This window comes from Streptomyces rishiriensis (genome assembly GCF_030815485.1).
Classification (GTDB): domain Bacteria; phylum Actinomycetota; class Actinomycetes; order Streptomycetales; family Streptomycetaceae; genus Streptomyces; species Streptomyces rishiriensis_A.
Genome location: NZ_JAUSWV010000002.1, coordinates 6,620,759 through 6,645,093, shown reverse-complemented (window position 1 = coordinate 6,645,093; position 24,335 = coordinate 6,620,759). Strand labels below are relative to the sequence as shown.

The following is a 24,335-nucleotide window of genomic DNA, read 5'->3' as shown; positions in this document are numbered from 1 at the left end:
CCGCCAGGACTATACATAGCGTGTATACGCTCTATGTATAGTCCTGGCATGCCTTCTCTGACCAAGAAGATGAAGAAAACGGGCGCCGGGTTGCGGACCGTCGCCGTCTCGGCGGCGGCCACCTGCCTGGCGGTCACGCTGACCGGCTGCGGCGGCGCCGACATCACCCACCCGAGCGCCGCCCGCGGCCACCCCGCGGCCACCACCCAGGCCGCCCGCTTCGGCAGCGTCGACTGCCGTGAGGCCAAGTGCATCGCTCTCACCTTCGACGCCGGTCCGAGCGAGAACTCGGCCCGTCTGCTCGACATCCTGAACGAGAGACAGGTCCCGGCGACCTTCTTCCTGCTGGGCGAGCGGCACATCGAGAAGTACCCGGAACTCGTCCGGCGCATGGCCGCCGAGGGCCATGAGGTGGCCAGTCACACCTGGGACCACAAGATCCTCACGCAGATCACGCCGGAGGAGATACGCGAGGAACTCCAGCGTCCCAACGACGAGATAGCGCGCCTCACCGGCCGGCGCCCCACCCTGATGCGCCCGCCGCAGGGCCGCACCGACGAGAGCGTGCACGAGATCTGCCGGGAGCTGGGCCTCGCCGAGGTGTTGTGGACGGTGACCGCCAAGGACTACACGACGACCGACTCCGCGCTGATCCGGCGCCGGGTACTCGCCCAGGCCGAACGGGACGGCATCATCCTGCTGCACGACATCTACGACGGGACCGTGCCCGCCGTACCGGGGATCATCGACGCGCTGAAAGAGCGCGGATACGTTTTCGTGACCGTTCCTCAGCTCCTCGCGCCGGGTGAGGCGGTGCCCGGCCACGTCTATCGCTGAACCGGCCGACACCTCGCGAAGGTGAGCCGGAACCTGTGAGCCGGAGGGTCGTCCTCCCTCGAACGGCCCCCACTCCTTACGATCGACGCGTGGTCTTCTTCCAGCTCGAACGCACGGTGCCGCTTTCCCCGGACGACGCCTGGCGTCGCCTGACGAAGTGGTCCCGGCACGGTGACGCGGTACCGCTCACCCACATCGCCGTGCTCACTCCCGCGCCGACCCGTGAGGGCACGGTCTTCGAGGCGCGTTCGGGTCTCGGCCCGTTCGCCTTCGCCGACCGGATGGAGGTGACCGTGTGGCAGCCGCCGTCCGACGACGAGCCGGGCCTGTGCCGACTGGAGAAGCGCGGCCGGGTCGTCCTGGGCTGGGCCGAGATCGAGGTACGGCCGGGGCCCGGCGGACGGGCCCGGGTGCTCTGGCGGGAGGAAATCCGCCTGCGTTTTCTGCCGTCCTTCTTCGACCCGCTCCTCGGGGCCTGCGCCCGCTCGGTGTTCGGGCGCGCGGTCAACCGGCTGCTGCGCGGCCGATGACCGTGCGAGACCCGCGTGGGCCGCGTCGGGCCGAGGGAGCGCGAACTGCCGCGCCCCGTCCGGCCGAGCGGGGGGGGGGCGGCGACCCTCGCGGCCCGTTCACCCGGCCGGACCGGCCGCCGTGCGCGGCGCGGCGCGGCGGCTCAGGCCACCGAGCCGATCCGGTCCGTCGGCGCCGAGGCCGCGTCGTGATGGATGGGCGTGTGCGCGCCGGTGAGTGAGACCCCGGTGCCGCCGCGCCGTTCGGCCACGATCTCGGCGGCGATCGACAGCGCCGTCTCCTCCGGCGTGCGGGCGCCCAGGTCGAGGCCGATGGGAGACCGCAGACGCGCCAACTCAAGTTCCGTCACGCCTACTTCGCGCAGCCGGGCGTTGCGGTCGAGGTGGGTGCGGCGGGAGCCCATCGCGCCGACGTAGGCGACCGGGAGCCGCAACGCCCGCTGGAGCAGCGGGACGTCGAACTTGGCGTCGTGGGTGAGGACGCACAGCACGGTCCGCGCGTCCACCTCCGTACGCTCCAGGTACCGGTGCGGCCACTCGACGACGATCTCGTCGGCCTCCGGGAAACGGGCCTCGGTCGCGAAGACGGGACGCGCGTCGCACACCGTCACCCGGTAGTTCAGGAACTTGCCGACCCGCACCAGCGCCGACGCGAAGTCGATCGCGCCGAACACGATCATCCGGGGCGGCGGGACGGACGACTCGACGAGCACCGTGAGCGGCGCCCCGCAGCGGGAGCCCTGCTCGCCGATCTCCAGGGTGCCGGTGCGACCGGCGTCGAGGAAGGCGCCGGCCTCGGCGGCGACCGTACGGTCCAGCTCGGGATGGGCGCCGAAGCCGCCTTCGTAGTAACCGCTGTCGCAAGAGCCGCTGCCGAGGAAACCGCTGTCGTAAGAGTCACCGCCCCGGAAACCGCTGTCGTAAGGCTTACCGCCACCGTAACCGCTGTCGTAGGACTCACCGCCGCGGAAAGCGCTGTCGCAAGACTCACCGCCCCGGAAACCGCTGTCGTAAGGCTTACCGCCACCGTAACCGCTGTCGTGAGAGCCGCTCGTGCGGGAACCGTTTTCGCCGCTTCCCCGGCGGACGATCAGCGCGCGACCGACGAGGTCGGCCGGGCCGGTCACGATCCGTGCCAGCGCCGTGGCCCCGCCCGAGGCGGCGGCCGCCAGGCCGGCCGCGATCGCCGGACGGACCCGGTCGCCGACCCGCACCGGGGTGACGAGGATGTCGATGATCCCGCCACAGGTGAGCCCCACGGCGAAGGCGTCGTCGTCGCTGTACCCGAAGCGTTCGAGGACGGACTCCCCGTCCTCCAGCGCCTGCCGGCACAGCTCGTACACCGCGCCCTCCACACAACCGCCGGAGACCGAGCCGATCGCCGTGCCGTCGGCGTCGACCGCCAGGGCGGCGCCCGGCCGGCGGGGCGCGCTGCCGCCGACGGCCACCACGGTGGCCACGGCGAAGTCACGGCCCTGCTCGACCCACCGGTTCAGCTCCTCGGCGATGTCCAGCATCTCTCGGTCTCCTTGACTGCGGTTGCGTGAAGGGCGGTTGCGGGGAGGGAGGTGGTGCGCAGGGCGGGTGCCCGGCGGACCGGGGTGCTAGTGCACGCCCAGCCAGCTCTCGATCGGGTTGAGGGCGAAGTAGACGAGGAAGATCCCCGTCAGGACCCACATGAAGGCGCCGATCTCCCGTGCTCTGCCCTGTGCCGCCTTGATCGCCACGTACGAGATGACGCCCGCGGCGACACCGGTGGTGATGGTGTAGGTGAACGGCATCAGGACGACGGTGAGAAACACCGGGACAGCGGTTGCCCGGTCGGCCCAGTCGACATGGCGGGCGTTCATCAGCATCATCGCGCCGATGACGACCAGGGCGGCCGAGGCGACCTCCTGCGGGACGATCGCGGTGAGCGGGGTGAAGAACAGACAGGCCGCGAAGAAGGCGCCGGTGACGACCGAGGCGAGCCCCGTACGGGCTCCTTCGCCCACGCCGGTCGCCGACTCGATGAACACGGTCTGGCCGGAGCCGCCCGCCACCCCGCCGATCGCTCCGCCGGCGCCGTCGATGAACAGCGCCTTGGACAGGCCCGGCATCCGGCCCTTGTCGTCGGCGAGCCCGGCCTCGGTGCCGACGCCGATGATGGTGGCCATCGCGTCGAAGAACCCGGCGAGGACGAGCGTGAAGACGATCATGCCGACGGTCATCGCGCCGACCTCGCCCCAGCCGCCGAACTCCACGTCCCCGAAGAGCGAGAAGTCGGGCATCGAGACCGCGCTGCCGTGCAGTTCGGGAGCGCCGGCCGCCCACTGTTCCGGGTCGACGACCCCGGTGGCGTTCAGGATCGCGGCGACGGCCGTGCCGCCGACGATGCCGATGAGGATGGCGCCGGGGATGTTCCGGGCCTGGAGCATGAAGATGAGCAGCAGCGTGCCGGCGAACAGCAGGACCGGCCAGCCCGCGAGTTCGCCCGCCGGGCCGAGGGCGAGCGGGGTCGCCTCGCCCTGGTGCACGAAGCCGGACTTGTAGAAACCGATGAGCGCGATGAACAGGCCGATGCCCATGGTGATGCCGTGCTTGAGCGCGAGCGGGATCGCGTTCATGATCATCTCGCGCAGACCGGTGACGACCAGGAGCATGATGACGACGCCGTACAGCACGCACATGCCCATCGCCTGCGGCCAGGTCATCTCCGGGGCCACCTGCGAGGACAGGACGCCGGAGACGGAGAGCCCGGCGGCGAGCGCGAGCGGCACCTTGCCGAAGAAGCCCATCAGCAGCGTGGTGAAAGCAGCTGCGAAAGCGGTTGCGGTGATCAGTGCCTGCTGGCCGAGGGTGTCCCCGGCCGCGTCCTTGCCGGACAGGATCAGGGGGTTGAGCAGCAGGATGTACGCCATCGCCATGAAGGTGGTGACGCCGCCGCGCACTTCGCGGGCGACCGTGGATCCCCGCTTGGATATGTGGAAGTACCGATCGAGCCAGGACCGTCCGGCCGGGACGCGAGTGCCTTCGCCCGCGTCTTCGGCTGTGGTTCTGGGCTCCAGTGACTGCTGGGTCATGGGCCATCTCCCAAGGTTCAAAGGGACACCCGCGTGGTGCCTTCGGCTGGTCGCGGGATTTGGGAATGGACGACCCGGGGGACGGCCCGAGACGAACAAGGGGGGGGTGGTTCCGGGGGTGCGATACCCCCGGACGACACCTGCTCAGACCCCGAGGGGTCACGTTCCGGTGAGGTGCTCCGGGCGTACCGGCGTGCGGTTGAGCTCGAGCCCGGTCGCGTTCCGGATGGCCGCGAGGACCGCCGGGGTGGACGACAGGGTGGGTGCCTCGCCGATGCCACGGAGCCCGTAGGGGGCGTGGTCGTCGGCGAGTTCGAGCACGTCGACCGGGATGGTCGGCGTGTCGAGAATCGTGGGGATCAGATAGTCCGTGAACGACGGGTTCCTGACCTTCGCCGTCTTGGGGTCGACGATGATCTCCTCCATGACGGCGACGCCCAGACCCTGGGTCGTGCCGCCCTGGATCTGACCGATCACGGACAGCGGGTTGAGCGCCTTGCCGACGTCCTGGACACAGGCCAGCTCGATGACCTTCACCAGGCCGAGCTCGGTGTCGACCTCGACGACGGCGCGGTGCGCGGCGAACGAGTACTGGACGTGCCCGAAGCCCTGTCCGGTGCGCAGGTCGAACGGCTCGGTGGGCCGGTGCCGCCACTCCGCCTCGACCTCGACGCTCTCACCCTCGAGCACGTCGACCAGGTCGGCGAGGACCTCACCGCCGTCGGTGACGACCTTGCCGCCCTCCAGGAGCAGCTCGGCGGTGGCCCAGGCCGGGTGGTAGGAGCCGAACTTGCGGCGGCCGGTCTCCAGGACCTTCTCCCGGACGAGCTCGCAGGAGTTCTTGACGGCGCCGCCGGTGACGTACGTCTGCCGGGAGGCCGAGGTCGAGCCGGCGCTGCCCACCTGCGTGTCCGCGGGGTTGATGGTCACCTGCGAGACGCCCAGCTCGGTGCGGGCGATCTGCGCGTGGACGGTGACACCGCCCTGGCCGACCTCCGCCATGGCCGTGTGGACGGTCGCGACGGGCTCGCCGGCGATGACCTCCATGCGGACGCGGGCGGTCGAGTAGTCGTCGAAGCCCTCGGAGAAGCCGACGTTCTTGATGCCGACCGCGTAACCGATTCCCCGTACGACGCCTTCGCCGTGCGTGGTGTTGGACAGACCGCCGGGCAGCTGCCGTACGTCGGCGCCCTCGCTGCTCTCCCACTGGCGCTCCGGGGGCAGCGGCATCGCCTTGACCCGGCGCAGGATCTCGGCGACCGGCGCCGGGGAGTCGACGGGCTGCCCGGTCGGCAGGAGGGTCCCCTGCTCCATCGCGTTGAGCCGGCGGAACTCGACGGGGTCCATGCCGAGTTCGGCCGCCACCTTGTCCATCTGCGCCTCGTAGGCGAAGCACGCCTGGACCGCGCCGAAGCCGCGCATGGCGCCGCACGGCGGGTTGTTGGTGTAGAGAGCGAGGGCCTCGATCTCGACGTCGTCGACGACGTACGGGCCGACGCCGAGCGAGGAGGCGTTGCCGACGACGGCCGGGCTGGCCGAGGCGTACGCGCCGCCGTCGAGGACGATCCGGCACTTGACGTGGGTGAGCTTGCCGTCGCGGGTCGCGCCGTGCTCGTAGGAGAGCTTCGCCGGGTGGCGGTGGACGTGGCCGAAGAACGACTCGAAACGGTTGTAAACGATTTTGACGGGTTTTCCGGTGCGCAGGGCCAGCAGGCAGGCGTGGATCTGCATCGACAGGTCCTCGCGGCCGCCGAACGCTCCGCCGACGCCGGCCAGCGTCATTCGCACCTTGCTCTCGGGCAGGCCGAGGACGGGCGCGATCTGGCGCAGGTCGGAGTGGAGCCACTGGGTGGCGATGTAGAGGTGGACGCCGCCGTCCTCCTCGGGCACGGCGAGACCGGACTCGGGGCCGAGGAAGGCCTGGTCCTGCATGCCGAAGGTGTACTCGCCCCTGACCACTACATCGGCGCGCGCGGCGGCCGCGGCCGCGTCGCCCCGGATGATCGGCTGGCGGTGGACGATGTTCGGGTGCGCGACGTGACCGATGTGGTGGTCGTCGCGGCCCTCGTGGATCAGGATCGCGTCGGGGGCGGTCGCCGAGGCCTCGTCGGTGATGACGGGCAGTTCGCGGTACTCGACCCTGATCTTCGCGGCGGCGCGGCGGGCGGTCTCCGGGTGGTCGGCGGCGACGATCGCGACCGGCTCGCCGTGGTGCCGGACCTTGCCGTGGGCCAGAACCGGGGTGTCCTGGATCTCCAGGCCGTAGTTCTTCACGTCGGTGGGCAGGTCGTCGTACGTCATCACGGCGTAGACGCCGGGCAGGGCCAGCGCCTCGGACGTGTCGATGGAGACGATCTCGGCGTGGGCGACCGTGGAGCGCAGGATCTGGCCCCAGAGCATGTCCTCGTGCCACAGGTCGGACGAGTACGCGAACTCGCCGGTGACCTTGAGGGTGCCGTCGGGGCGGAGCGTGGACTCGCCGATGCCGCCCTTGGTCCGGGAGCCCTGGGTCAGGGTGGTGGGAGTGCCGTTGGTAGGCATGTCAGACCGCCTCTCCCTGCCGTGCGGCCGCCAGGCGGACCGCGTCCATGATCTTCTCGTAACCGGTGCACCGGCAGAGGTTGCCGGAGAGCGCCTCGCGGATGTCCGCGTCACTCGGGTTCGGGTTGCGTTCCAGCATCTCGTCGGCCGCCACCAGCAGGCCCGGGGTGCAGAAACCGCACTGGACCGCGCCGGCGTCGATGAACGCCTGCTGGATCGGCGCGAGTTCGTCGCCCTCGCCGGTCCGGGAGCCGGCGCCCTCGGACGGCCGACCGTCGGCCCCTCCGTGGGAGCGGGAGGCGCCCGCAGCGCCCGGTGTTCCTTCCGCGCCCGACGCGCCCGGCGTTCCCTCCGTGCCCGGCGCGCCGCAGGAACCGGTTCCACAACCGGCGTGCCCGGCGCGCTGCCTTGCGTGGTCCGCGAGGCCCTCGACGGTGACGACGTCTCGGCCCTCGGCCTGTCCGGCGGCGACCAGACAGGAACACACCGGGACGCCGTCCAGCCGGACCGTGCACGAGCCGCACTCGCCCTGTTCGCAGGCGTTCTTCGAACCCGGCAGCCCGAGCCGCTCGCGCAGCACGTAGAGCAGGCTCTCGCCCTCCCAGACGTCGTCGGCTTCCTGCGGCCGTCCGTTGACGGTCAAGTTGACGCGCATCACGCGGCTCCCTTCGCGGTGCGGCGGGCGCCGCGGTACGACTCCCACGTCCAGGTCAGCGTGCGGCGGGCCATGACGCCCACCGCGTGCCGTCGGTAACTCGCCGTCCCGCGGACGTCGTCGATGGGGCTGCTGGCGGCGGCGCACAGGTCCGCGAACTGCTTGGCGACCGACGGGGCGATGATCTTTCCGTTGTCCCAGAAACCGCCTTCTTCGAGCGCCGCGTTGAGGAACTCCTCGGCGGTCTTCGCCCGGACGGGGGTGGGCGCGGCCGAGCCGATGCCGGTACGGACGGTGCGGGACTGCGGGTGCAGGGCGAGACCGAAGGCGCAGACGGCGATCACCATGGCGTTGCGGGTGCCCACCTTGGAGTACTGCTGCGGACCGTCGGCCTTGTTGATGTGGACGGCGCGGATCAGCTCGTCGGGGGCGAGCGCGTTGCGCTTCACGCCGGTGTAGAAGTCGTCGATCGGGATCCGGCGGGTGCCGCGCACCGACTCCGCCTCGACCTCGGCGCCGGCCGCCAGCAGGGCGGGGTGGGCGTCGCCGGCCGGGGAGGCGGTGCCGAGGTTGCCGCCCACGCCGCCGCGGTTGCGGATCTGCGGGGAGGCCACGGTGTGCGAGGCGAGGGCCAGGCCCGGCAGCTCGGCGCGGAGGTTCTCCATGATCCGGGTGTAGGGGACGGAGGCGCCGAGCCGCACACTCTCCTCGCCGACCTCCCATTCGTAGAGGTCGTCCACGCGGTTGAGGTCGAGCAGGTACTCGGGCCTGCGGTGGTCGAAGTTGATCTCGACCATCACGTCGGTGCCACCCGCAATCGGCACAGCGGTGGGGTGCTCGGCCTTGGCGGCGAGCGCCTCCTCCCAGCTGGCGGGGCGAAGGAAGTCCATGACCGGCTCTCTTCTTCGTCTCTTGAGTCTCGTGAGTCGTATCGAGCCAGAATCGGGTGCGGCGGGCCCGGCTCGTATCTGTGGTGTTCACGCTGAGTCAGGCCAGTACACAGCCGCTTGCTCCGACCGGGTCAGTCACGGAAACCATGAAGGAGTTGGCTGGTCGGTCCGGGCATCTTGTAGATTCGTATGAACGGAGGTCCTCGGTAACCTCCTCGTTTTCCTGCGGAAACTCAGGAAACGACCTGGCCACCGAAGAATGCGGTTCGTGACTGTCCGCCGCATGGGTCGGGCTCCCCGGGGCGGAACCGACGGCGGGTCCTGCGCCACCACGTCCTTCACGATTCATCGTAGATTTCGAGACAAAGAACGGCGGCGACGAGATGCGGCTGCGCGCACTTCTGGACACCGATGCGCTGGGCCTCAGGCTCCTCGGCGGCGAGGACGAGCTGGACCGCACGGTACGGGGTGTCATGACCACCGACCTGCGGGACCCCAGCCGCTACCTCTCCGGGGGCGAGCTGGTGCTGACGGGCCTGGCATGGCGCCGGGACGCGGCGGACTCCGAGCCGTTCGTGCGCATCCTGGTGCAGGCCGGGGTGGCGGCGCTCGCGGCCGGCGAGGCGGAACTGGGCGACGTTCCGGAGGACCTGGCCGTGGCCTGCGCCCGGCACCGTCTCCCGCTGTTCGCGGTGCACGAGTCGGTGGCCTTCGCGACGATCACCGAGCACGTCGTACGGCAGGTGTCCGGCGAGCGCGCCGGGGATCTCGCGGCCGTCGTGGACCGGCACCGCCGGATGATGATCTCGGGCCCGGCCGGCGGCGGCCCGGACGTGGTCCTGGACCTGCTCGGCTCCGACCTGGACCTGCGGGCCTGGGTCCTGTCCCCCACCGGACGGCTGATCTCGGGCCCGAAGCCGACCGGACCGGTGCTGCCGCCCGAGGCCTGCGCGAAGCTGGCGGCCGAGCACCTGGCGGCCGTCCGCACCGGACGGCGCGGACCGCACCGGGTGATCATGGGCCAGGCGACGTACTCGCTCTTCCCGATCCGCAGCGGCGGCCGCGCCCCGCAGGCCCCGCGCACCGCACAGGCCGCCCAGGCCGCAGAGGCACCGCGGGACGTGCGCGAGAGCGTCCTGTCGGACTGGCTGCTGGCCGTCGAGGCGGACGCCGGGGACTGGGCGGACGAGCGCCTCGACCTGCTCCAGGGCGTCACCCAGCTGATCGCCGTCGAGCGGGACCGCCGGGACGCCGCGCGCACGGTGCGCAGGCGGCTCGCGCAGGAGGTGCTGGAGCTGGTCCAGACGGGCGCGGCCCCCGCCGAGATCGCGGCCCGCCTGCGGGTGGCCGCGCCGGTGCTGCTGCCGGGGCTGGGGGCCGCCCCGCACTGGCAGGTGGTGGTGGCCCGGGTCGAGTGGGACGACGGCGGGCCGGCGGCCGGCCCGGTCGCCCAGTCGCTCCTGGAGGAGATCCTGGTCGACCCGCTCGCCACCGGACCCGAACCCTCCGACCGTATCGCCGTGGCCCACACGGGCGACGAGGCCATCGCCCTGGTCCCGCTGCCGGCGGTGTCGAGCGAGCACGACGGCTCCGAGACCGGCGTCCTCGCCGACGCGCTGCTGACCGCCGTCCGGGAGCCGCTGTCGTCGGGCCTCGACGGCGACGGACGGCTCACGCTGGGCGTCAGCGCGGCCGTGCACTCGGCGGAGGGCCTGCGCGGGGCCCTGGAGGAGGCACGGCACGCCCGGCGCGTGGCCGCCGCCCGCCCCGGCCGGGTCTGCACCGCCGGCCACCAGGAACTGGCCTCGCACGTGCTGCTGCTCCCGTTCGTCCCGGACGATGTGCGGAAAGCGTTTACCGCACGTCTCCTGGACCCGCTGCGCGACTACGACCGACGGCACCGCGCGGAGCTGATCCCGACGCTGGAGGCGTTCCTGGACTGCGACGGTTCGTGGACCCGGTGCGCGTCCCGGCTGCACCTGCACGTCAACACACTGCGCTACCGGGTCGGGCGAATCGAGCAGTTGACGAGCCGCGACCTCTCCCGGCTGGAGGACAAGCTGGATTTCTTCCTTGCGCTGCGGATGAGCTGACACCGGACCGGCACCGGTCACCCCCTGGGTCACGAGCTGTCGAAGCCTTCGGGGCGCGGAGTCCCACGACTTTGTGAAATCCTTCACCCGCCCCCTTGGCCCGGCCCCGCGATTCGTGCTGAGATGCGGCCACCACTCAAAGCTCGACGGCGCGCTCGGGGAGGGCAACGTGGCGTACACCGCCATGTCTGGTACCGGAACGACCTCAGGTGACGATCCCCTCCAGACCGCGGTATGGCGGCTGCGTTCGCGCGCCTGCTGGGCCGACGCGGCGGCGCTGCTCCCACCGGACGACGCGGCGGCCGCGATCCAGCGGGCCGCGCTGCTCGTGGAACGGTGCCTGTACACCGAGCAGGGCTGGCAGGACGCCGAGGACGCGCTGCGTACGGCGGAGGCTCTGGCCCACGACGACGAGGAACGCGGCGCGGCCGCCTGCGAACGAGGACAACTCGCCTACGCGGCCACCCTGCACGGTGTGCGCGACCGGGTGGACGAGGCACGGGCCGCGCTCGGCCGGGCGGCGGCGCTGATCCCGCCGGACGCGCCCGGGCGGGCACTGCTGGACTTCCGCCGGGGCCTGCTCGCGGAGAACATCTCGCGCTCCCCGCAGTCCGCGAGGGCCGCCTACCGGCGCGCCCACACGGCCGCCGCGGCCCACTCCGACTCGCTGCTGCTGTCCTTCACCTGGCGCCACCTCGCCGGACTCGCCCTGCGCGACGGCGAGGTGGCGGAGGCCCGGCACGGCTTCGCCGAATCCCTGCGCATCCGCGAGGAGTTGGGCTACCTGGTCGGAACCGCCCCGGCGCTCGCCTCGCTGGCGGACGCGGAGGTCGAGCCGGAGGCCTCACGCCTGCGGGAGGAGGCACGACGGCTGTTCCGGCTGCTGGGCGGCGTACCGACGTGGCTGGCACGGCAGTTGGCGCCACCGCCGACACCCAGCCCGACCGGAGTCTGAGAGCGGGCCTCACCGGGAGGCGGGTGGGCGAGGCGGCGCCTTCGCCTGCCCACGAGGAAGGTGGGGCAGGGGCGGCAGGGCCGCGACCCGGCCCGGCAGGGTCGACTCAGCCGCGTGGGCCGGTGAAGTGCCCGCGTATCAGCGCCTGGGCGCGGTCCGGCTCGCCCGCCGTCAACGCGTCCAGCAGCACGATGTGCTCCGCCGCGTCGGCCATGAGATCCGCCCGCCCGCGTCGCACCGACCCGCCGGCCAGCGGCCACTGCGAGCGCCGGTGCAGATCCTCGGCGACGCCGGCCAACTGCTCGTTGCCGGAAAGGACGAGCACCGCCCGATGGAAGGCGCGATCGGCCTCCGCGTAGGCGGCCGGGCAGCCGGAGGCCGCCGCGCGCAGGCTCGCCTCGCCGACCGGCCGCAGCTCCGCCCAGCGCTCGGCGGGCACCGTACGGGCGAGCCGCAGCATCACCGGAACCTCGATCAGCGCGCGCACCTCGGCCAGCTCGGCCAGTTCGCGGGCGCCCCGCACGATCACCCGGAAGCCCCGGTTGGGGACGACCTCGACGGCGCCTTCCAGCGCGAGTTGCTGCATCGCCTCGCGGACCGGCGTGGCGGAGACCCCGAAGCGTTCTCCGAGGACCGGCGCCGAGTACACCTCCCCCGGCAGCAGTTCGCCGGCGACGAGCGCGGTGCGCAGGGCGTCGAGGATCTGGCCGCGCACCGAGGCCCGCTGCACCACCGGCCGGGGGTGCGGGACGGGGGTCTCGCTGTGCGTGTGCTCACCGCGCGCGGCGCCCGCCGGACCGCATCTCTCCCGGTCCGCGCCCTCGCCGTACCCGGCGGACCCCCGCGACTGCGCCGGCACCCTGGCACGGCCCTCGGCCCCCGGCACGGCCGGGGTCCCGGTGCCGGTGGAGCCCTGCGCGCCCTGCTCCACGGGGCCTCCTCCGGCCTTGTCGGTACTTGGGGTCATTACGGCGGGTTGTTACTCGTCCGTCAAGCACCTTAGGCGTACTGGCCGTCAGTTCAAATCCCGACGATACTGAGTAAGGTAAGGCTTACCTTTAAACCTTCTCGAAACGGCGGTCCCGGCATGCCCACAGCCCCGTCGGCCACAGCGGAGGCCTACGCCCGTCTCGCCGAGGTCTTCCCCGGCCTGACCGTCACGGAGCTCGGAACCCGTGAGCCGTTTCCGCAGGGCGGCGGCTGGGTCGCGGCGGCCGACCTGGCGCAGGGCGGAGCGGCGCTGGAGGCCTTCCTCGCCTGGGACGACGCCCAGGTCCTCCGCGACTACGGCCGACCCGCGCGCCCGGACGTCGTGGCGAGCTTCGGACTGCACCGGTACTCCTGGCCCGCCTGCCTCCTGATCACCGTCCCCTGGTTCCTGCACCGCCGGGTGCCCCGCCTGCCCGTGACGCACGTCTCGTACGACCGCACGGGCGACGGCATGCGGATGGCCGTCCGGCCGCCCTCCTCCTTCGCCTGCCTGCCGGGCGATCCCGCGGCGCTGCTGCCCAGCGCCCGGGTGGTCGCGGACGAGGAGGCGCTGCGGGCGGAGGTGCGGACGGCGATAGCCGAGCACCACGAGCCGGTGCTCGCCGGGTTCGGACCACCCTCGCGACGCCGCGGCCGGGCCCTGTGGGGCATGGTGACCGACGAGATCGTCGAGGGCCTCTGGTACGTCGCCGAGCTGCTCGGCGAGGGCGAGAAGGACCGTGCGCGACGCGAACTGGAGCTTCTCCTGCCGGGGGCCACCCGGCCCTACGTCGGCTCGGCGTCCTTCCGCGAACTGACCGGACCGGCCGGCGAGCGCCTGCCCACCCGGGACCGGGCGAGCTGCTGCATGTTCTACACACTGCGCCCCGACGACACCTGCGCCACCTGCCCGCGCACCTGTGACGCGGACCGCGTCACCAAGCTCACCGTCGCCGCCGTCAGTTGAGGCACCCTCAGGCGCACCCGCGGGCCCGACGCCGACGGACGTCCCGTAAGATCACCCGGACGAGAGCCCTCCCGGGGTCACAGGCCATTCACAATTTCCTCACCTGCCCCGGGAACTTTCCGAGGAACCACCCGTACGGGTAGTCTTATTCGAACTCAACTCCCGCCCCTCAAGCGGCAGTTCGAGCAGAACGTCGCCCTGGGCATCCCCTTGCACCTCCTTGGCGGCCTCTTGCCCCGAAACCCCCTGAGGGACGGCGGGATTGCGCCACTATGGCGGGCGTTACGCCCTATCCCAATGCAAGGGACCCTGATGAGATTGACCGACATATCGCTGAACTGGCTGCTTCCCGGCGCCGTACTGCTCCTGGGCATGCTGGCGGCGGTGGCGGTGCTCGCGCGCGGCAAGCGCTCCTCCGGGGCAAACGCGAGCGCGGACGATTCGTGGGAGCGTACCGAGGAGCGCCGCAGGCGCAAGGAGGCCATATACGGCACTGCCTCCTACGTTCTTCTGTTCTGCTGCGCGGCCGTCGCCGCCGCGCTGTCCTTCCACGGTCTGGTCGGCTTCGGCCAGCAGAACCTCGGCCTCACCAACGGCTGGGAGTACCTGGTCCCGTTCGGTCTGGACGGTGCGGCCATGTTCTGCTCCGTGCTCGCGGTGCGCGAGGCCAGCCACGGTGACGCGGCACTCGGCTCCCGGATACTCGTGTGGACCTTCGCGGGCGCGGCAGCCTGGTTCAACTGGGTGCACGCGCCCAGGGGCCTCGGCCACGACGGCGCGCCGCAGTTCTTCTCCGGCATGTCCCTCTCGGCGGCCGTGCTCTTCGACCGGGCCCTGAAGCAGACCCGCCGGGCCGCGCTGCGCGAGCAGGGTCTCGTGCCCCGTCCGCTGCCGCAGATCCGCGTCGTGCGCTGGGCACGTGCTCCCCGCGAGACCTACAAGGCCTGGTCGCTGATGCTCCTCGAGAACGTGCGCAGTCTGGACGAGGCCGTCGAGGAGGTCCGCGAGGACAAGGCCCGCAAGGAAGAGACGAAGCTGCGCCGCCGCGAGCAGCACCGCGTCGAGCGGGCGCAGTTGAAGGCGATCAGCCGGGGCCACGGCCCCCGCTTCCCCGGTCGCGGTGGTGGCGGCGGCGGTGGCGGTGGCCGTCCGGTGGAGGCCCCGGCCGCCCTGGAGCCAGCCACGGCCGAGCGCGTTTCCGCGGAGCCTGCCATAGCGAACTCGGCGGAGCAGCTGCCCCTGCGCTCACGGCCCTCCCTCCAGCCCGTACGCCAAGGATCTGACGCGTCGACCACCGTCGACCTCACCGCGGAGGACGACACCATGGCCCTGCCGCGCCTGGACTCCCTGGAGCGCAAGCTCCAGGACCTGGAGCGGCAGTTCGGCTGACGGCCGTTCAGTTGTCACGGGAAGGGGGCGCGACCGCCGAGGTCGCGCCCCCTTCCCGTTGCCCTTCGCTCACCAACCGTTTCCGCAACCGGTTGCCGCGACCATTTCCGCAACCGGTTGCCGCGACTATTTCCGCAACCGGTTGCCGGGACTATTTCCGCAACCGGCACCGTAAGCGTTTCCGCGACCGGCACCGTTAGCGTTTCCGCAACCGGTCCCTTATGTGTTTCCGCAACCGGTCCCGTAACGGTTGCGCGACGATCGGTCGCCGTCACCCGTCGCTCGTCGTCCGTCGGCCTTCGCTCACGCGGCTCCGGCGCCCAGCTCGAACCAGACGACCTTGCCGCCGCCCTGCGCCCGCACCCCCCACGTGTCCGCGAGGGACTCGACCAGGACCAGGCCCCGGCCGTGCGTGGCCTCGTCGGCGCTCGGCACCCTCGGGCGGGGGCGGCGCGCCGCGGAGTCCCGCACCTCCACCCGCAGACCGGACGGTGAGACGGTGGCCGTCAGGACCGCGTCGTCGTCGGTGTGCACGAGCGCGTTGGTGACGAGTTCGCTGGCGAGCAGTTCCGCCGTCTCCGACCGCCCCGGCCTTCCCCAGCCCCGCAACAGCTCCCTCAGCGCGCGGCGCGTCTCGGGCACCGCCCGCAGGTCCGCCCGTCCGAGCCTGCGCCTGAGCCGGCACGCCCGGTTCTGGTCCGCCATGTCCTCGGCCCTGTCCTCCCCCGCCCGTCTGGTCGCCGAGGTGCCCGCGATCGCCGTCGGACCGCTTCCCCGTGCCTGCCTCTCCATGACCCCCGCCCGCGTGTCGATGTGGGTTCCCCTCCTGCTCGAACACGTTCACGGGAATCCTTGCCCGGTCGGCACCGAGCCAGTCATGTCGCATCATCGACGCCCGGATGTTCGGCCATGTTCGGGCGGGCCCCCAGGGCGCTCCCGGCAGGGGGAGACGGCCCGACAGCACGGGTCGAGCCGTCGGGGACGGGTCCGTGCACGCCGTGTACGCCGCGCACGCCCCTGGCTCGGGCGCGTCCGAAGCGAACGCTGAGACGGTTCGCACGTCCCGCGGGGCACGTGGCCCGCCTGCCGCCGGTGACCTCGGCACCGCACGAGCCGGACGAGCCGGTGCCCGCCGGGGTGTCGGTGCCCGCCGCCCGTGATGGCGCCGCGGCCGGCGCCCGGCGGGGAAACCCCTGGTCGAGGAGTCGGGTCCGGTGGGCGGGGCGGGGACCGGAGCAAGGGGCGAGCCGTGGGGCTGCGGCGGTGATCGGCCCTGTCTCCCGGGCGAAGGGGCTACCGTACGCCGGACCCGACACCCCTGCGGGGAGCGTGCGCCCGCGCAGCGGCACCCGCTCTTCACCTCCCTCTCGTGCGGGAGTGAGCGGGCGCATGCGCGGTGCGATACGGCCTCCGTTACGGCCGTCCCGCCCATCTGCGCGCCTACGCGCCCACGCGGCCCGTTGACCGCCGGGAATCGGCCCGTCTGCCGATTCGACCCCGCCCACCTGGGCCCTATGCGAAGAAGAGGTGGGGCAGCAGATACCGCCCTCCCTGTGGCGGCCGCCGCCCTGAACCGCTCCATCACGCCGAGGGCGCCCTCGCGCGGCCGACGAGGTTGGCCGGAATCCGCCGGTGCGAACGGCCGCGGCGGGAGCAGGGTTGGGCGAGCCGGTGATCGAACTGCTGGCCTCCGGTCGACCGCGGCACCGCACAAGGAGGCGAGACCCACGCACGCGTACGCGTCGTGGACTCGCCTCCGGTTGCTCGTTCCGCGTCGCCGACCGGCGGCCGTCGGCGCGCTGGGCGGCGGGGCGACGGGGCGACGTGGGCGCAGGACGGCTGGGCGGTGAGTGGTGTGGGGCCGTTCGTCAGCCGGCCTCTACTCCCGTCGTGCCGATGTGGAAGATCTTGTGCGTGTTGCGGGTCATGTCGACGATGAGCTTCGTGGTCCGGTTGCCGCCCCAGGTGAGGGTGACGACGGCCTCCGTGTAGTTCGCCGTGCCGTTGTCGGTGACCTTCCACGCGAGCGGCACGTTCTGGGCCTGGAGGACGCCGTTGGCGTGGTTCTCGTCCTCCCACGCCGCCAGCTCCTTCTGGAAGGCGGGGGTGAGGTAGTGCTTGCGCAGTTCGTCCTCGAGCCCGCCACCGCCCTCGTCGGTCGCCGCGTCGATGTAGGCGCCGTAGAAGTCGGCGATACGCGTGATGTTGTCCGACGGCTTGCCGCTCACGCTGCGCGGGCTGCCGGCGGAGGCCTGGGCCGTCACGCCGAGACCGAGGGCCAGGGCGAGACCGGCGGCGACCGCCGTACGGCGACGGGCGGTACGGAAACGGGCGGTATGGAAACGGGTGGTGCTGTCACCGGTCGCGCCGTTGTTGCCGGTCGACTCGTTGTTGCTGATCGAGCTGTTGTTGCCGGTCATGTGCGTGTTCCCCGTATGTCTCGTGTGTGCGGCCTGTCGGCCTGACTGGTGGCGGTGTGGTCGTGCGGGGCCACCGACCCTCCCGACCCCCGTGGCGGGAGGGCGGCGGCCCGGCTTTTCCTGGGTGGTCGTGTGTCAGCGGAGCTTGTTGACGGCCGTGACGGTCGTCTTCTTGAAGGCCTTCACCGGGGCGTCGCCGAAGTCGCCCAGCTGGCCCCAGTCCACGACCGTCACGGTCGTGCCGTCCCGGCCGACGGAAAGGAGGCGGATGTCGGTCGCGCCCCAGGATGTCTCCGTGTGCAGGCCGTAGACGTGGGCGCCCTCCTCCACGTTCAGCCTCCCGTAGTCCTTGAGCGTGGCCTCGACCTCCGGATCGGCCTGCTCGATCCACGCGGGACAGGACTTGATGTCCTGGTTGACCCGTGCGAACCGGCCCTTCGCCGCGCTGACGCTCGACAGCTCGACGCTCACCTGGCGGGCGCTCGTGTCGAGGTCGGTCCGGAAGTCCCGGTACCAGGAGTCCCGGCCGTCACCCAGCGCCATGCCGAGGCAACGGTCCGCCTCCACGTCCGGTGACGCGCCGGCGGTGATCCGGCCGGCCGTCCAGGAGGAGCCCGGGTGCGGCGGAAGGTCGGCGGCCGAGAGGAACCCCGGCTGTCGCGGGGTGGCGGCGCCCGCCGGTACGGCGAGTACGGTGCCGAGGGCGAGGCCCGCGACCGTGAGTGCGGTGAGCCCGGTGAGCGTGCCCGCTCGAGTGCGCTTGGGCATGGGTGTCCCCCGTGAGTGAGTACGTGGCTGTGGGTCGTCACCATGACGCCGATCGGTCGGTCCGGCCCTGGTCGGTGCGACACCAAGAGCATCGGCGCTCCGGGCCGCCCGGTGCAACGGTCAGCGCCCGATCGGCCGAGGTGGAACCATCCCAGCCCATCTGACGTGCAGGTATATGAGTGCCTGGGATGACCGCCGGGCCGGACGAACACAGGGAGAACGGTGTCGACCGACGACGGTGTGGCCGATGTGACGCAGTTCGCGGCGCTGCTGACGGAACTGAAGGGGCGCACGGAGCGCAGCTACGGCTCCCTCGCCCGCCGACTGGGCATGAACACCTCGACGCTGCACCGGTACTGCGCCGGGGAAGCGGTTCCGCAGGACTTCGCCCCCGTCGAGCGGCTCGCGGAGTTCTGCGGGGCGACACCGGAGGAACGCCTCGAACTGCACCGGCGGTGGCTGCGAGCGGTTGCGGCCCGCCAGCGGGCCCGGGCCACGACGCCCTCGGAGACTCCGAAAGCCGGGGCGATCTCGGCACTTGAGGAAACCGGGGAAACACACGGAACCGAGGACACACAGCAAGCCTCGGGAACACGTCAGGCCGACGACGACAGGTCGGGAACGCGGGAAACATCAGAAACACCGGGAACAACTGGAACGTCGGGAACGCCGGAAACAGCGCGAACGCCCGCAACACAAGGAGCCTCAGGGACGCTGGGCGCACCGGAAACGCGAGGAACACCGGTGGGGCCGGAAACGCCGGAAACGCCGGTAACCGGGACGTCCTCAGTTACCGCGAAATCCTCCGCAACGCCGACGGAAACGGAAACCCGGCCTACCGCCGACACGCGCGCTCCGCAACCGGACGGGAAACTCTTACCGCCTCGCCGTTGGTACCGCCGTCGGCGCACCACGGTCGCCGTCGGTGTCGCCTGCGCGCTGCTCGCCACCCTGGGGGCACTGACCGCGCTGCCCGGCGGCGGCCGCCCCTCGGCCTCCGACGACGTGGCCGGGTCCTCCGGTTCCGCCGTGGCCACGCCCCGGACGACGGCATCGGCCCACGCCGAGTCGCTCGGTGCCGGCTCGACCCTCTCCCCCGCACCCGGTGCCGTCTCCCTCTCCGCCCGCCCCACCGGGTCGTTCTCCCCCTCCCCGGCGGGCGGCAAGGCCTCGGCACCCGCGTCGGACGTACCGCTCGCCTGGACGGTCGACTCGCAGGTCTGGGCGCTCGGTTGTGGTCACGACTACGTCATCGACAAGCCGCCGACGCAGGTTCCGCCGCCCCCGGCGGAGCAGGACGCCGGCCCCTGGGCGACCGCACAGGGCGCGGTGCACGGGCGGGAGACCAACGTGGAGATCTCGGTGCAGGGCCGCACCTCCACGGCCGTCGTACTGACGGCGCTGCGCGTGCGCGTCGTAGGACGCGACGCACCCGTGCCGGGCACCGCCTACGCCATGGACCAGGGCTGCGGCGGCTCCCTCAGCAAGCGTTACTTCGCGGTCGACCTGGACAAGGACCGTCCGGTGGCGCACCCGGTCGCCGGCAACGACGCGGGCACGCCGATCCCGGCGGTGAGCCTGCCCTACCGTGTGTCCAGTGCCGACCCAGAGGTGCTGCTGGTCACGGCCCGGACCGAGACCTGCGCCTGCGCCTGGTACCTCGAACTGGACTGGTCGTCCCAGGGCCGCACCGGAACGGTCCGGCTCGACGATCACGGCCGCCCGTTCCGCACGAGCGGCATCGAGGGACTGCCGCGCTACTGGTACGGGTCCGAGAACGGCGAACGCCAGTGGGTCCCGACCGGCGACTGACCGCCTGCCCGGCCGACCGCACCCCTCACGGGCTCACGACCTCATAGAGCCTCACGACATCAAAGCCTCACGACATCAAAGCCTCACGGCCTCATAGCGCCACAGCCTCAGGGGCGGGGCACATTGCGCAGGTTGGACCGGGCCATCTGGAGCATCCGGCCCACTCCTCCATCAAGAACGATCTTCGATGCGGAGAGCGCGAACCCGGTCACCATCTCGGCGCTGATCTTCGGCGGGATGGACAGCGCGTTGGGGTCGGTGACGATGTCGACGAGGGCCGGGCCCTTGTGCCGGAAGGCGTCCTTCAGGGCGCCGGCCAGCTGTCGCGGCTTCTCGACCCGCACACCGTGGGCGCCGCAGGCGCGGGCGACCGCGGCGAAGTCGGGGTTCTTGTTCGTCGTGCCGTACGAGGGCAGACCGGCGACCAGCATCTCCAACTCCACCATGCCGAGGGAGGAGTTGTTGAACAGGACGACCTTCACCGGCAGGTCGTACTGCACCAGCGTCAGGAAGTCGCCCATCAGCATGGCGAAACCGCCGTCGCCGGACATCGACACCACCTGACGGTGGCGGTCGGTGAACTGGGCGCCGATCGCCATGGGCAGCGCGTTCGCCATGGAGCCGTGGGAGAACGAACCGATGACACGGCGACGGCCGTTGGGCGTCAGATAGCGGGCGGCCCAGACGTTGCACATACCGGTGTCCACGGTGAACACGGCGTCGTCGTCGGCGAGTTCGTCGAGAACGGCGGCGACATACTCGGGATGGATGGGAACGTGTTTCTCCACTTTCCGCGTGTACGCCTTCACCACCCCCTCCAGCGCGTCGGCGTGCTTCTTCAGCATCCGGTCGAGGAAACGCCGGTTCTCCTTGACCCGCACCCGCGGGATGAGACAGCGCAGGGTCTCCCGTACGTCTCCCCAGACGGCGAGGTCCAGTTTCGAGCGCCGGCCGAGGTGTTCGGGGCGTACGTCGACCTGGGCGATCTTCACGTCGTCGGGGAGGAAGGCGTTGTAGGGGAAATCGGTTCCGAGCAGGATCAGCAGATCGCACTCGTGGGTGGCCTCGTAGGCGGCGCCGTAGCCGAGGAGACCGCTCATGCCGACGTCGTACGGGTTGTCGTACTGGATGTGTTCCTTGCCGCGCAGCGCATGGCCCACCGGGGACTTGATCCTCCCGGCGAACTCCATCACCTCTCGATGCGCGCCTGCCGTGCCGGCGCCGCAGAAGAGGGTGACTTTGTCGGCCGCATCGATCATCGCGACGAGTGCGTCGATCTCGGCGTCGCCGGGGCGGACGGTGGGCCGGGCGGTGACGAGAGCGGTTTCGACGGCTTTCTCGGGGGCGGCCCGGTCGGCGATGTCACCGGGGAGCGAGACGACGCTGACCCCACTGCGTCCGACCGCGTTCTGGATGGCGGTGTGCAGCAGCCGGGGCATCTGTTTCGGGCTGGAGATCAGCTCGCTGTAGTGGCTGCACTCGCGGAACAGCTGGTCGGGGTGGGTTTCCTGAAAGAAGCCGAGACCGATTTCGCTGGACGGGATGTGCGAGGCGAGGGCGAGGACGGGGGCCATGGAGCGGTGGGCGTCGTAGAGGCCGTTGATGAGATGGAGGTTGCCGGGTCCGCAGGACCCCGCGCAGGCCGCGAGCTTCCCCGTGATCTGGGCCTCGGCGCCGGCGGCGAAGGCGGCCGTCTCCTCGTGCCGGACGTGGATCCAGTCCATCGAGGGATTGCGTCGTACCGCGTCCACCACGGGGTTGAGGCTGTCCCCCACGACACCGTAGAGGCGCCGCACTCCCGCCCGGGCGAGGATGTCGACGAACTGTTCCGCGACGTTCTGCTTGGCCATGGATCGACGCACCCCTTCGGTCTCCTCGGGTCTCTCCTTCCACAGTGGCCGCCGCGACTCGGTTACGCCTCCCAGACGGCCGCCGCCGTGCGGTCGTCGGCGTAGCCCTTCACTCTCACCTGGGTGTCGGCGAGGAAGGCGGCGAGACCGGGCGGAGTGGGGCCCGACCAGCGTCCTGTCAGGTGTGCGGACAGTTCCGGCTCGCCGCGCAGGGGCTCGGCCAGGCCGTCGGTGCACATCAGGAGCGTGTCGCCCGGTCGTGCCACGGAGGCGCGGAATCGGAACGGCTCGCGGGGCGGTTCCGGGTCCGGGTCGTAGGGGTTCGGCGGTGTGGTGATGCCCAGGTCCATGGTGAGCCGGTCGCCCTCGGGCGTCTCGGCCGGCAGCGAGCCGAACCCGACGACCGGCTCCCCCCTCACCTCGCCCACCCGCGGTTCGATGTCCCGCCACACACCGCCGCGCAGCCGGAACAGTCCGCCGGCGCCCACCCCGAAGAAGACCCGGGTACGGCAGTCGGGGTCGGCGGGCAGGAGCAGACAACGCAAGGTGGCCGCGTACTCCTCCGGTTCCAGGTTCTGTTCGGCGGCGCTGGCGCGGAGCCGTCCGAGGCTGCGGTCGGTGAGCCGGTGCAGGCCCGACTTGAGGTCTCCGCGCCGGGCCGCCCTTATGTCCTCCGCGAGACGGACATGACTGCGTCCCACGGCCCGCCCGATCCACCGGCACGCCTCGGCGGCCGCCCGATGCGCTCCCGGGGTCGCCCGGGCGCCGGTCGCCATCGCGACCAGGATCAGCGCCTGCTCGCCGGTGCCGAAGCGGGCGGTGAGGAGCGAGTCACGGCGCGGCTCCCCCCGGTAGCGCGCGGAGTCCCCGCGCACCGACGCGGCCCGCAGCGCCCAGGCTCCGTACCGGGCGCCGTCCAGGACGGTGTCGGCGACCAGGTCGGCCAGGTCGTCCGGGTCCGCGGGCGGAAGGCCGGTGGGCTCGGCGTCGTAGGTGGGCGGCCCCGAACCGACGTAGTCCCTGGAGCTGGACAGCGGCGGCACGGCGGGCGGGGCGGGCAGGCCGACGACGGTGGGGGGATGGTCTGGTGGGGAGGCACTCGGCGAGACGGGGGCGGGCGCGGGCTCCGTCGCGTGGAGGGGGGCTGCCGAGCCGTCGACGGAGGCGGTGGGCGCCTGCGGGGGCGGCGGCGCGTGGGCCGGAACGGGGGGCGTAACGGGCGGGGGTGGAGCGACGGGTGAGGCGGAGCCGCTGCCCTCCCCCGGCTCGGTCGCGGTCACCGCCCCCGCGGGTGGGATCGACGGCGGCGCAGGCGGGATGGACGGCGGTGCAGGCGGGGGGGACGTCGCCGGGGGCGGGGCGGCGTCGGGGCGTGCCTGCGTCGACGCTCGGCCGTCGGCGGGCGAGGGGGCGGGGCCGTGGAGCCCCCGCTCGGCGAATCCCGGTGGGAGCGGGCCGGTCGGGAAGCTCGTGGGACCGGCGGGCGTGGCCGACGGCGGCTCCCAGGGTGCGCGGTGCCGCCCCGGCGTTCGGGCGCCCTGTTCCGCTTCCACGGCACCTCCGCCGACGCCGAGGACCCGCCCGGCGGCGTCGTCCTTCGCACTGCGCCCGATGCCGTCACGCTCGTCGTCACGACCGGTGCCGCGCTGGTCGTCACGCTCGGCGTCACGACCGGTGCCTCGCTCGGCGTCACGACCGGCGTCACGACCGGTGCCGCGCTCGGCGTCACTCCGGACGTCACGCTCGTCATCGTCCCGTCCGGCACCGGCACCGGCACCGGCACCGGCACCGGCACCAGTCTGTTCGGGAGCACGGCCGGTGCCCCACGGGTCGCGCCACTCGGTGTGCGGCCCCGGCGCCGGCTCGGCGGTGGATCTGCTCCGGGGCGGCGGAACGGCGGCTTCCGGAGAGGGAGAGCGTCCAGAGGACGGGGACGGTGGCGTACCTGCCGTCGGGGCCGCCGGCGAGGCCCACCAGTCGGTCTGCCCCGCGGAACCGGACCGCTCGGCACAGGGCGACGGCAGCGGACCCGGGACGTTCGCGCCGCCGCCCGGGCCGTCCGTGTCGCCACCGTGGCCGTCCGTGTCGCCCGTGTCGCCCGTGCCCTCCGGGTACCGCTGGTCTGCCGTGGCCCCGGGTCCGCCGACGCCGTCCGGCGCACCCGCGCTCCCCGCCGTGTCCGTGGCGCTCACCGTCTTGGCGGCCGAGGCGAATCGGTCGTCCAGGGAGTCTGCGGTGCGCGCGGGCCCCGTGTCCTCGGTGGCGTCGTCGTACAACTGCCCCCACCAGTCGTCCTCGTGACCGGTGGGCCTACCCCCCTGCTGGCTCATGCCCCCGATTGTCCACCGCACGGGCACGATGAATACGGGGCATCCGGAAAATGCGCCACCGCGGGTGTGTCGAACAGAGGACCGAGTGACGTCCTGGACGGCAGTGCGAAACAGGGTGCGGCAAAGGTCGCCGGGCGGTTCCACCCCCCACGGGAGAACCGCCCGGCGACATGGGGTGACCCGAACTCATCCCCTGTGCGCCCCTGCGCGTCATGAGCCCGGATCACGTTTCGAAAGGTTTCCGTGCCGCGGCGATGTGGCCGACCG

The 24,335-nt window shown here is 72.1% G+C and carries 18 protein-coding genes; 7 read left to right on the top strand and 11 right to left on the bottom strand.

Going from position 1 to position 24,335, the window contains the following annotated elements:
* Positions 1 to 48: 48 nt before the first annotated feature.
* Both QF030_RS32005 and QF030_RS32000 read left to right on the top strand, forming a co-directional pair.
* Positions 49 to 837, top strand: coding sequence for a polysaccharide deacetylase family protein (locus tag QF030_RS32005; RefSeq protein ID WP_307166048.1), 789 nt, complete (start codon positions 49 to 51; stop codon positions 835 to 837).
* An 89-nt stretch (positions 838 to 926) separates the two neighbouring features.
* Positions 927 to 1,367, top strand: a complete 441-nt coding sequence (locus QF030_RS32000; RefSeq protein WP_307166047.1) for an SRPBCC family protein — start codon at positions 927 to 929, stop codon at positions 1,365 to 1,367.
* 143 nt (positions 1,368 to 1,510) lie between these two features.
* Here the strand turns inward: QF030_RS32000 and QF030_RS31995 are convergent, their stop codons facing one another.
* The 5 genes from QF030_RS31995 to QF030_RS31975 all read right to left on the bottom strand — a co-directional run bounded on the left by QF030_RS31995 (position 1,511) and on the right by QF030_RS31975 (position 8,515).
* On the bottom strand, positions 1,511 to 2,884 hold the full coding sequence (locus tag QF030_RS31995) for an XdhC family protein (RefSeq protein WP_307166046.1): 1,374 nt from the start codon (positions 2,882 to 2,884) through the stop codon (positions 1,511 to 1,513).
* A gap of 87 nt (positions 2,885 to 2,971) precedes the next feature.
* On the bottom strand, positions 2,972 to 4,429 hold the full coding sequence (locus tag QF030_RS31990; RefSeq protein WP_307166045.1) for an NCS2 family permease: 1,458 nt from the start codon (positions 4,427 to 4,429) through the stop codon (positions 2,972 to 2,974).
* A gap of 159 nt (positions 4,430 to 4,588) precedes the next feature.
* The gene (locus QF030_RS31985; protein ID WP_307166044.1) at positions 4,589 to 6,970 is read right to left on the bottom strand and encodes a xanthine dehydrogenase family protein molybdopterin-binding subunit; all 2,382 of its coding nucleotides are present in this window, start codon (positions 6,968 to 6,970) and stop codon (positions 4,589 to 4,591) included.
* Position 6,971: 1 nt separating this feature from the next.
* Entirely contained in the window at positions 6,972 to 7,625 is a 654-nt protein-coding gene (locus tag QF030_RS31980; protein WP_307166043.1) for a (2Fe-2S)-binding protein, read from the bottom strand.
* A complete protein-coding gene (locus QF030_RS31975) occupies positions 7,625 to 8,515 on the bottom strand; it encodes an FAD binding domain-containing protein (RefSeq protein WP_307166042.1) in 891 nt (296 codons plus the stop codon). The genes QF030_RS31980 and QF030_RS31975 overlap by 1 nt, the downstream gene beginning before the upstream one ends.
* A gap of 383 nt (positions 8,516 to 8,898) precedes the next feature.
* Between QF030_RS31975 and QF030_RS31970 the strand changes: the two genes are divergently transcribed.
* Together QF030_RS31970 and QF030_RS31965 are read left to right on the top strand one after the other, a co-directional pair.
* A complete protein-coding gene (locus QF030_RS31970) occupies positions 8,899 to 10,608 on the top strand; it encodes a PucR family transcriptional regulator (protein ID WP_307166041.1) in 1,710 nt (569 codons plus the stop codon).
* Positions 10,609 to 10,777: 169 nt separating this feature from the next.
* On the top strand, positions 10,778 to 11,563 hold the full coding sequence (locus tag QF030_RS31965) for a hypothetical protein (RefSeq protein WP_307166040.1): 786 nt from the start codon (positions 10,778 to 10,780) through the stop codon (positions 11,561 to 11,563).
* A gap of 106 nt (positions 11,564 to 11,669) precedes the next feature.
* Here QF030_RS31965 and QF030_RS31960 read toward each other — a convergent pair whose 3' ends face one another.
* Entirely contained in the window at positions 11,670 to 12,494 is an 825-nt protein-coding gene (locus QF030_RS31960; protein WP_373428929.1) for a GntR family transcriptional regulator, read from the bottom strand.
* Between the two features lie 156 nt (positions 12,495 to 12,650).
* On the opposite strand from QF030_RS31960, the gene QF030_RS31955 reads away from it, so the two are divergent.
* The gene (locus QF030_RS31955) at positions 12,651 to 13,499 is read left to right on the top strand and encodes a (2Fe-2S)-binding protein (RefSeq protein ID WP_307166038.1); all 849 of its coding nucleotides are present in this window, start codon (positions 12,651 to 12,653) and stop codon (positions 13,497 to 13,499) included.
* 312 nt (positions 13,500 to 13,811) lie between these two features.
* Complete coding sequence (locus QF030_RS31950) at positions 13,812 to 14,888, top strand: DUF2637 domain-containing protein (protein WP_307166037.1); 1,077 nt, start codon at positions 13,812 to 13,814, stop codon at positions 14,886 to 14,888.
* A gap of 303 nt (positions 14,889 to 15,191) precedes the next feature.
* Here the strand turns inward: QF030_RS31950 and QF030_RS31945 are convergent, their stop codons facing one another.
* The 3 genes from QF030_RS31945 to QF030_RS31935 all read right to left on the bottom strand — a co-directional run bounded on the left by QF030_RS31945 (position 15,192) and on the right by QF030_RS31935 (position 18,076).
* Positions 15,192 to 15,680 (bottom strand): ATP-binding protein, encoded by a 489-nt coding sequence (locus QF030_RS31945; protein WP_307166036.1) that lies wholly within the window; start codon positions 15,678 to 15,680, stop codon positions 15,192 to 15,194.
* Between the two features lie 1,076 nt (positions 15,681 to 16,756).
* Entirely contained in the window at positions 16,757 to 17,308 is a 552-nt protein-coding gene (locus tag QF030_RS31940; protein ID WP_307166035.1) for a hypothetical protein, read from the bottom strand.
* A 135-nt stretch (positions 17,309 to 17,443) separates the two neighbouring features.
* On the bottom strand, positions 17,444 to 18,076 hold the full coding sequence (locus tag QF030_RS31935) for a hypothetical protein (RefSeq protein WP_307166034.1): 633 nt from the start codon (positions 18,074 to 18,076) through the stop codon (positions 17,444 to 17,446).
* A 249-nt stretch (positions 18,077 to 18,325) separates the two neighbouring features.
* Here QF030_RS31935 and QF030_RS40785 point away from each other — a divergent pair, with 249 nt between their 5' ends.
* Complete coding sequence (locus QF030_RS40785) at positions 18,326 to 19,888, top strand: helix-turn-helix domain-containing protein (RefSeq protein ID WP_444875804.1); 1,563 nt, start codon at positions 18,326 to 18,328, stop codon at positions 19,886 to 19,888.
* Between the two features lie 107 nt (positions 19,889 to 19,995).
* On the opposite strand, the gene QF030_RS31925 is transcribed toward QF030_RS40785, so the two are convergent.
* Together QF030_RS31925 and QF030_RS31920 are read right to left on the bottom strand one after the other, a co-directional pair.
* Entirely contained in the window at positions 19,996 to 21,738 is a 1,743-nt protein-coding gene (locus QF030_RS31925; protein WP_307166032.1) for a pyruvate dehydrogenase, read from the bottom strand.
* 62 nt (positions 21,739 to 21,800) lie between these two features.
* Positions 21,801 to 23,351: a PP2C family serine/threonine-protein phosphatase gene (locus QF030_RS31920; protein ID WP_444875803.1), complete on the bottom strand. Its 1,551-nt coding sequence runs from the start codon at positions 23,349 to 23,351 to the stop codon at positions 21,801 to 21,803.
* Positions 23,352 to 24,335 lie beyond the last annotated feature (984 nt).

Bases quoted from the DNA above. Each gene is read 5' to 3' on its own strand.
- QF030_RS32005 (WP_307166048.1), top strand. From the start codon at position 49: ATGCCTTCTCTGACCAAGAAGATGAAGAAAACGGGCGCCGGGTTGCGG.
- QF030_RS31995 (WP_307166046.1), bottom strand. From the start codon at position 2,884: ATGCTGGACATCGCCGAGGAGCTGAACCGGTGGGTCGAGCAGGGCCGT.
- QF030_RS31990 (WP_307166045.1), bottom strand. From the start codon at position 4,429: ATGACCCAGCAGTCACTGGAGCCCAGAACCACAGCCGAAGACGCGGGC.
- QF030_RS31985 (WP_307166044.1), bottom strand. From the start codon at position 6,970: ATGCCTACCAACGGCACTCCCACCACCCTGACCCAGGGCTCCCGGACC.
- QF030_RS31980 (WP_307166043.1), bottom strand. From the start codon at position 7,625: ATGCGCGTCAACTTGACCGTCAACGGACGGCCGCAGGAAGCCGACGAC.
- QF030_RS31975 (WP_307166042.1), bottom strand. From the start codon at position 8,515: ATGGACTTCCTTCGCCCCGCCAGCTGGGAGGAGGCGCTCGCCGCCAAG.
- QF030_RS31970 (WP_307166041.1), top strand. From the start codon at position 8,899: ATGCGGCTGCGCGCACTTCTGGACACCGATGCGCTGGGCCTCAGGCTC.
- QF030_RS31955 (WP_307166038.1), top strand. From the start codon at position 12,651: ATGCCCACAGCCCCGTCGGCCACAGCGGAGGCCTACGCCCGTCTCGCC.
- QF030_RS31950 (WP_307166037.1), top strand. From the start codon at position 13,812: ATGAGATTGACCGACATATCGCTGAACTGGCTGCTTCCCGGCGCCGTA.
- QF030_RS31945 (WP_307166036.1), bottom strand. From the start codon at position 15,680: ATGGAGAGGCAGGCACGGGGAAGCGGTCCGACGGCGATCGCGGGCACC.
- QF030_RS31940 (WP_307166035.1), bottom strand. From the start codon at position 17,308: ATGACCGGCAACAACAGCTCGATCAGCAACAACGAGTCGACCGGCAAC.
- QF030_RS31935 (WP_307166034.1), bottom strand. From the start codon at position 18,076: ATGCCCAAGCGCACTCGAGCGGGCACGCTCACCGGGCTCACCGCACTC.
- QF030_RS31925 (WP_307166032.1), bottom strand. From the start codon at position 21,738: ATGGCCAAGCAGAACGTCGCGGAACAGTTCGTCGACATCCTCGCCCGG.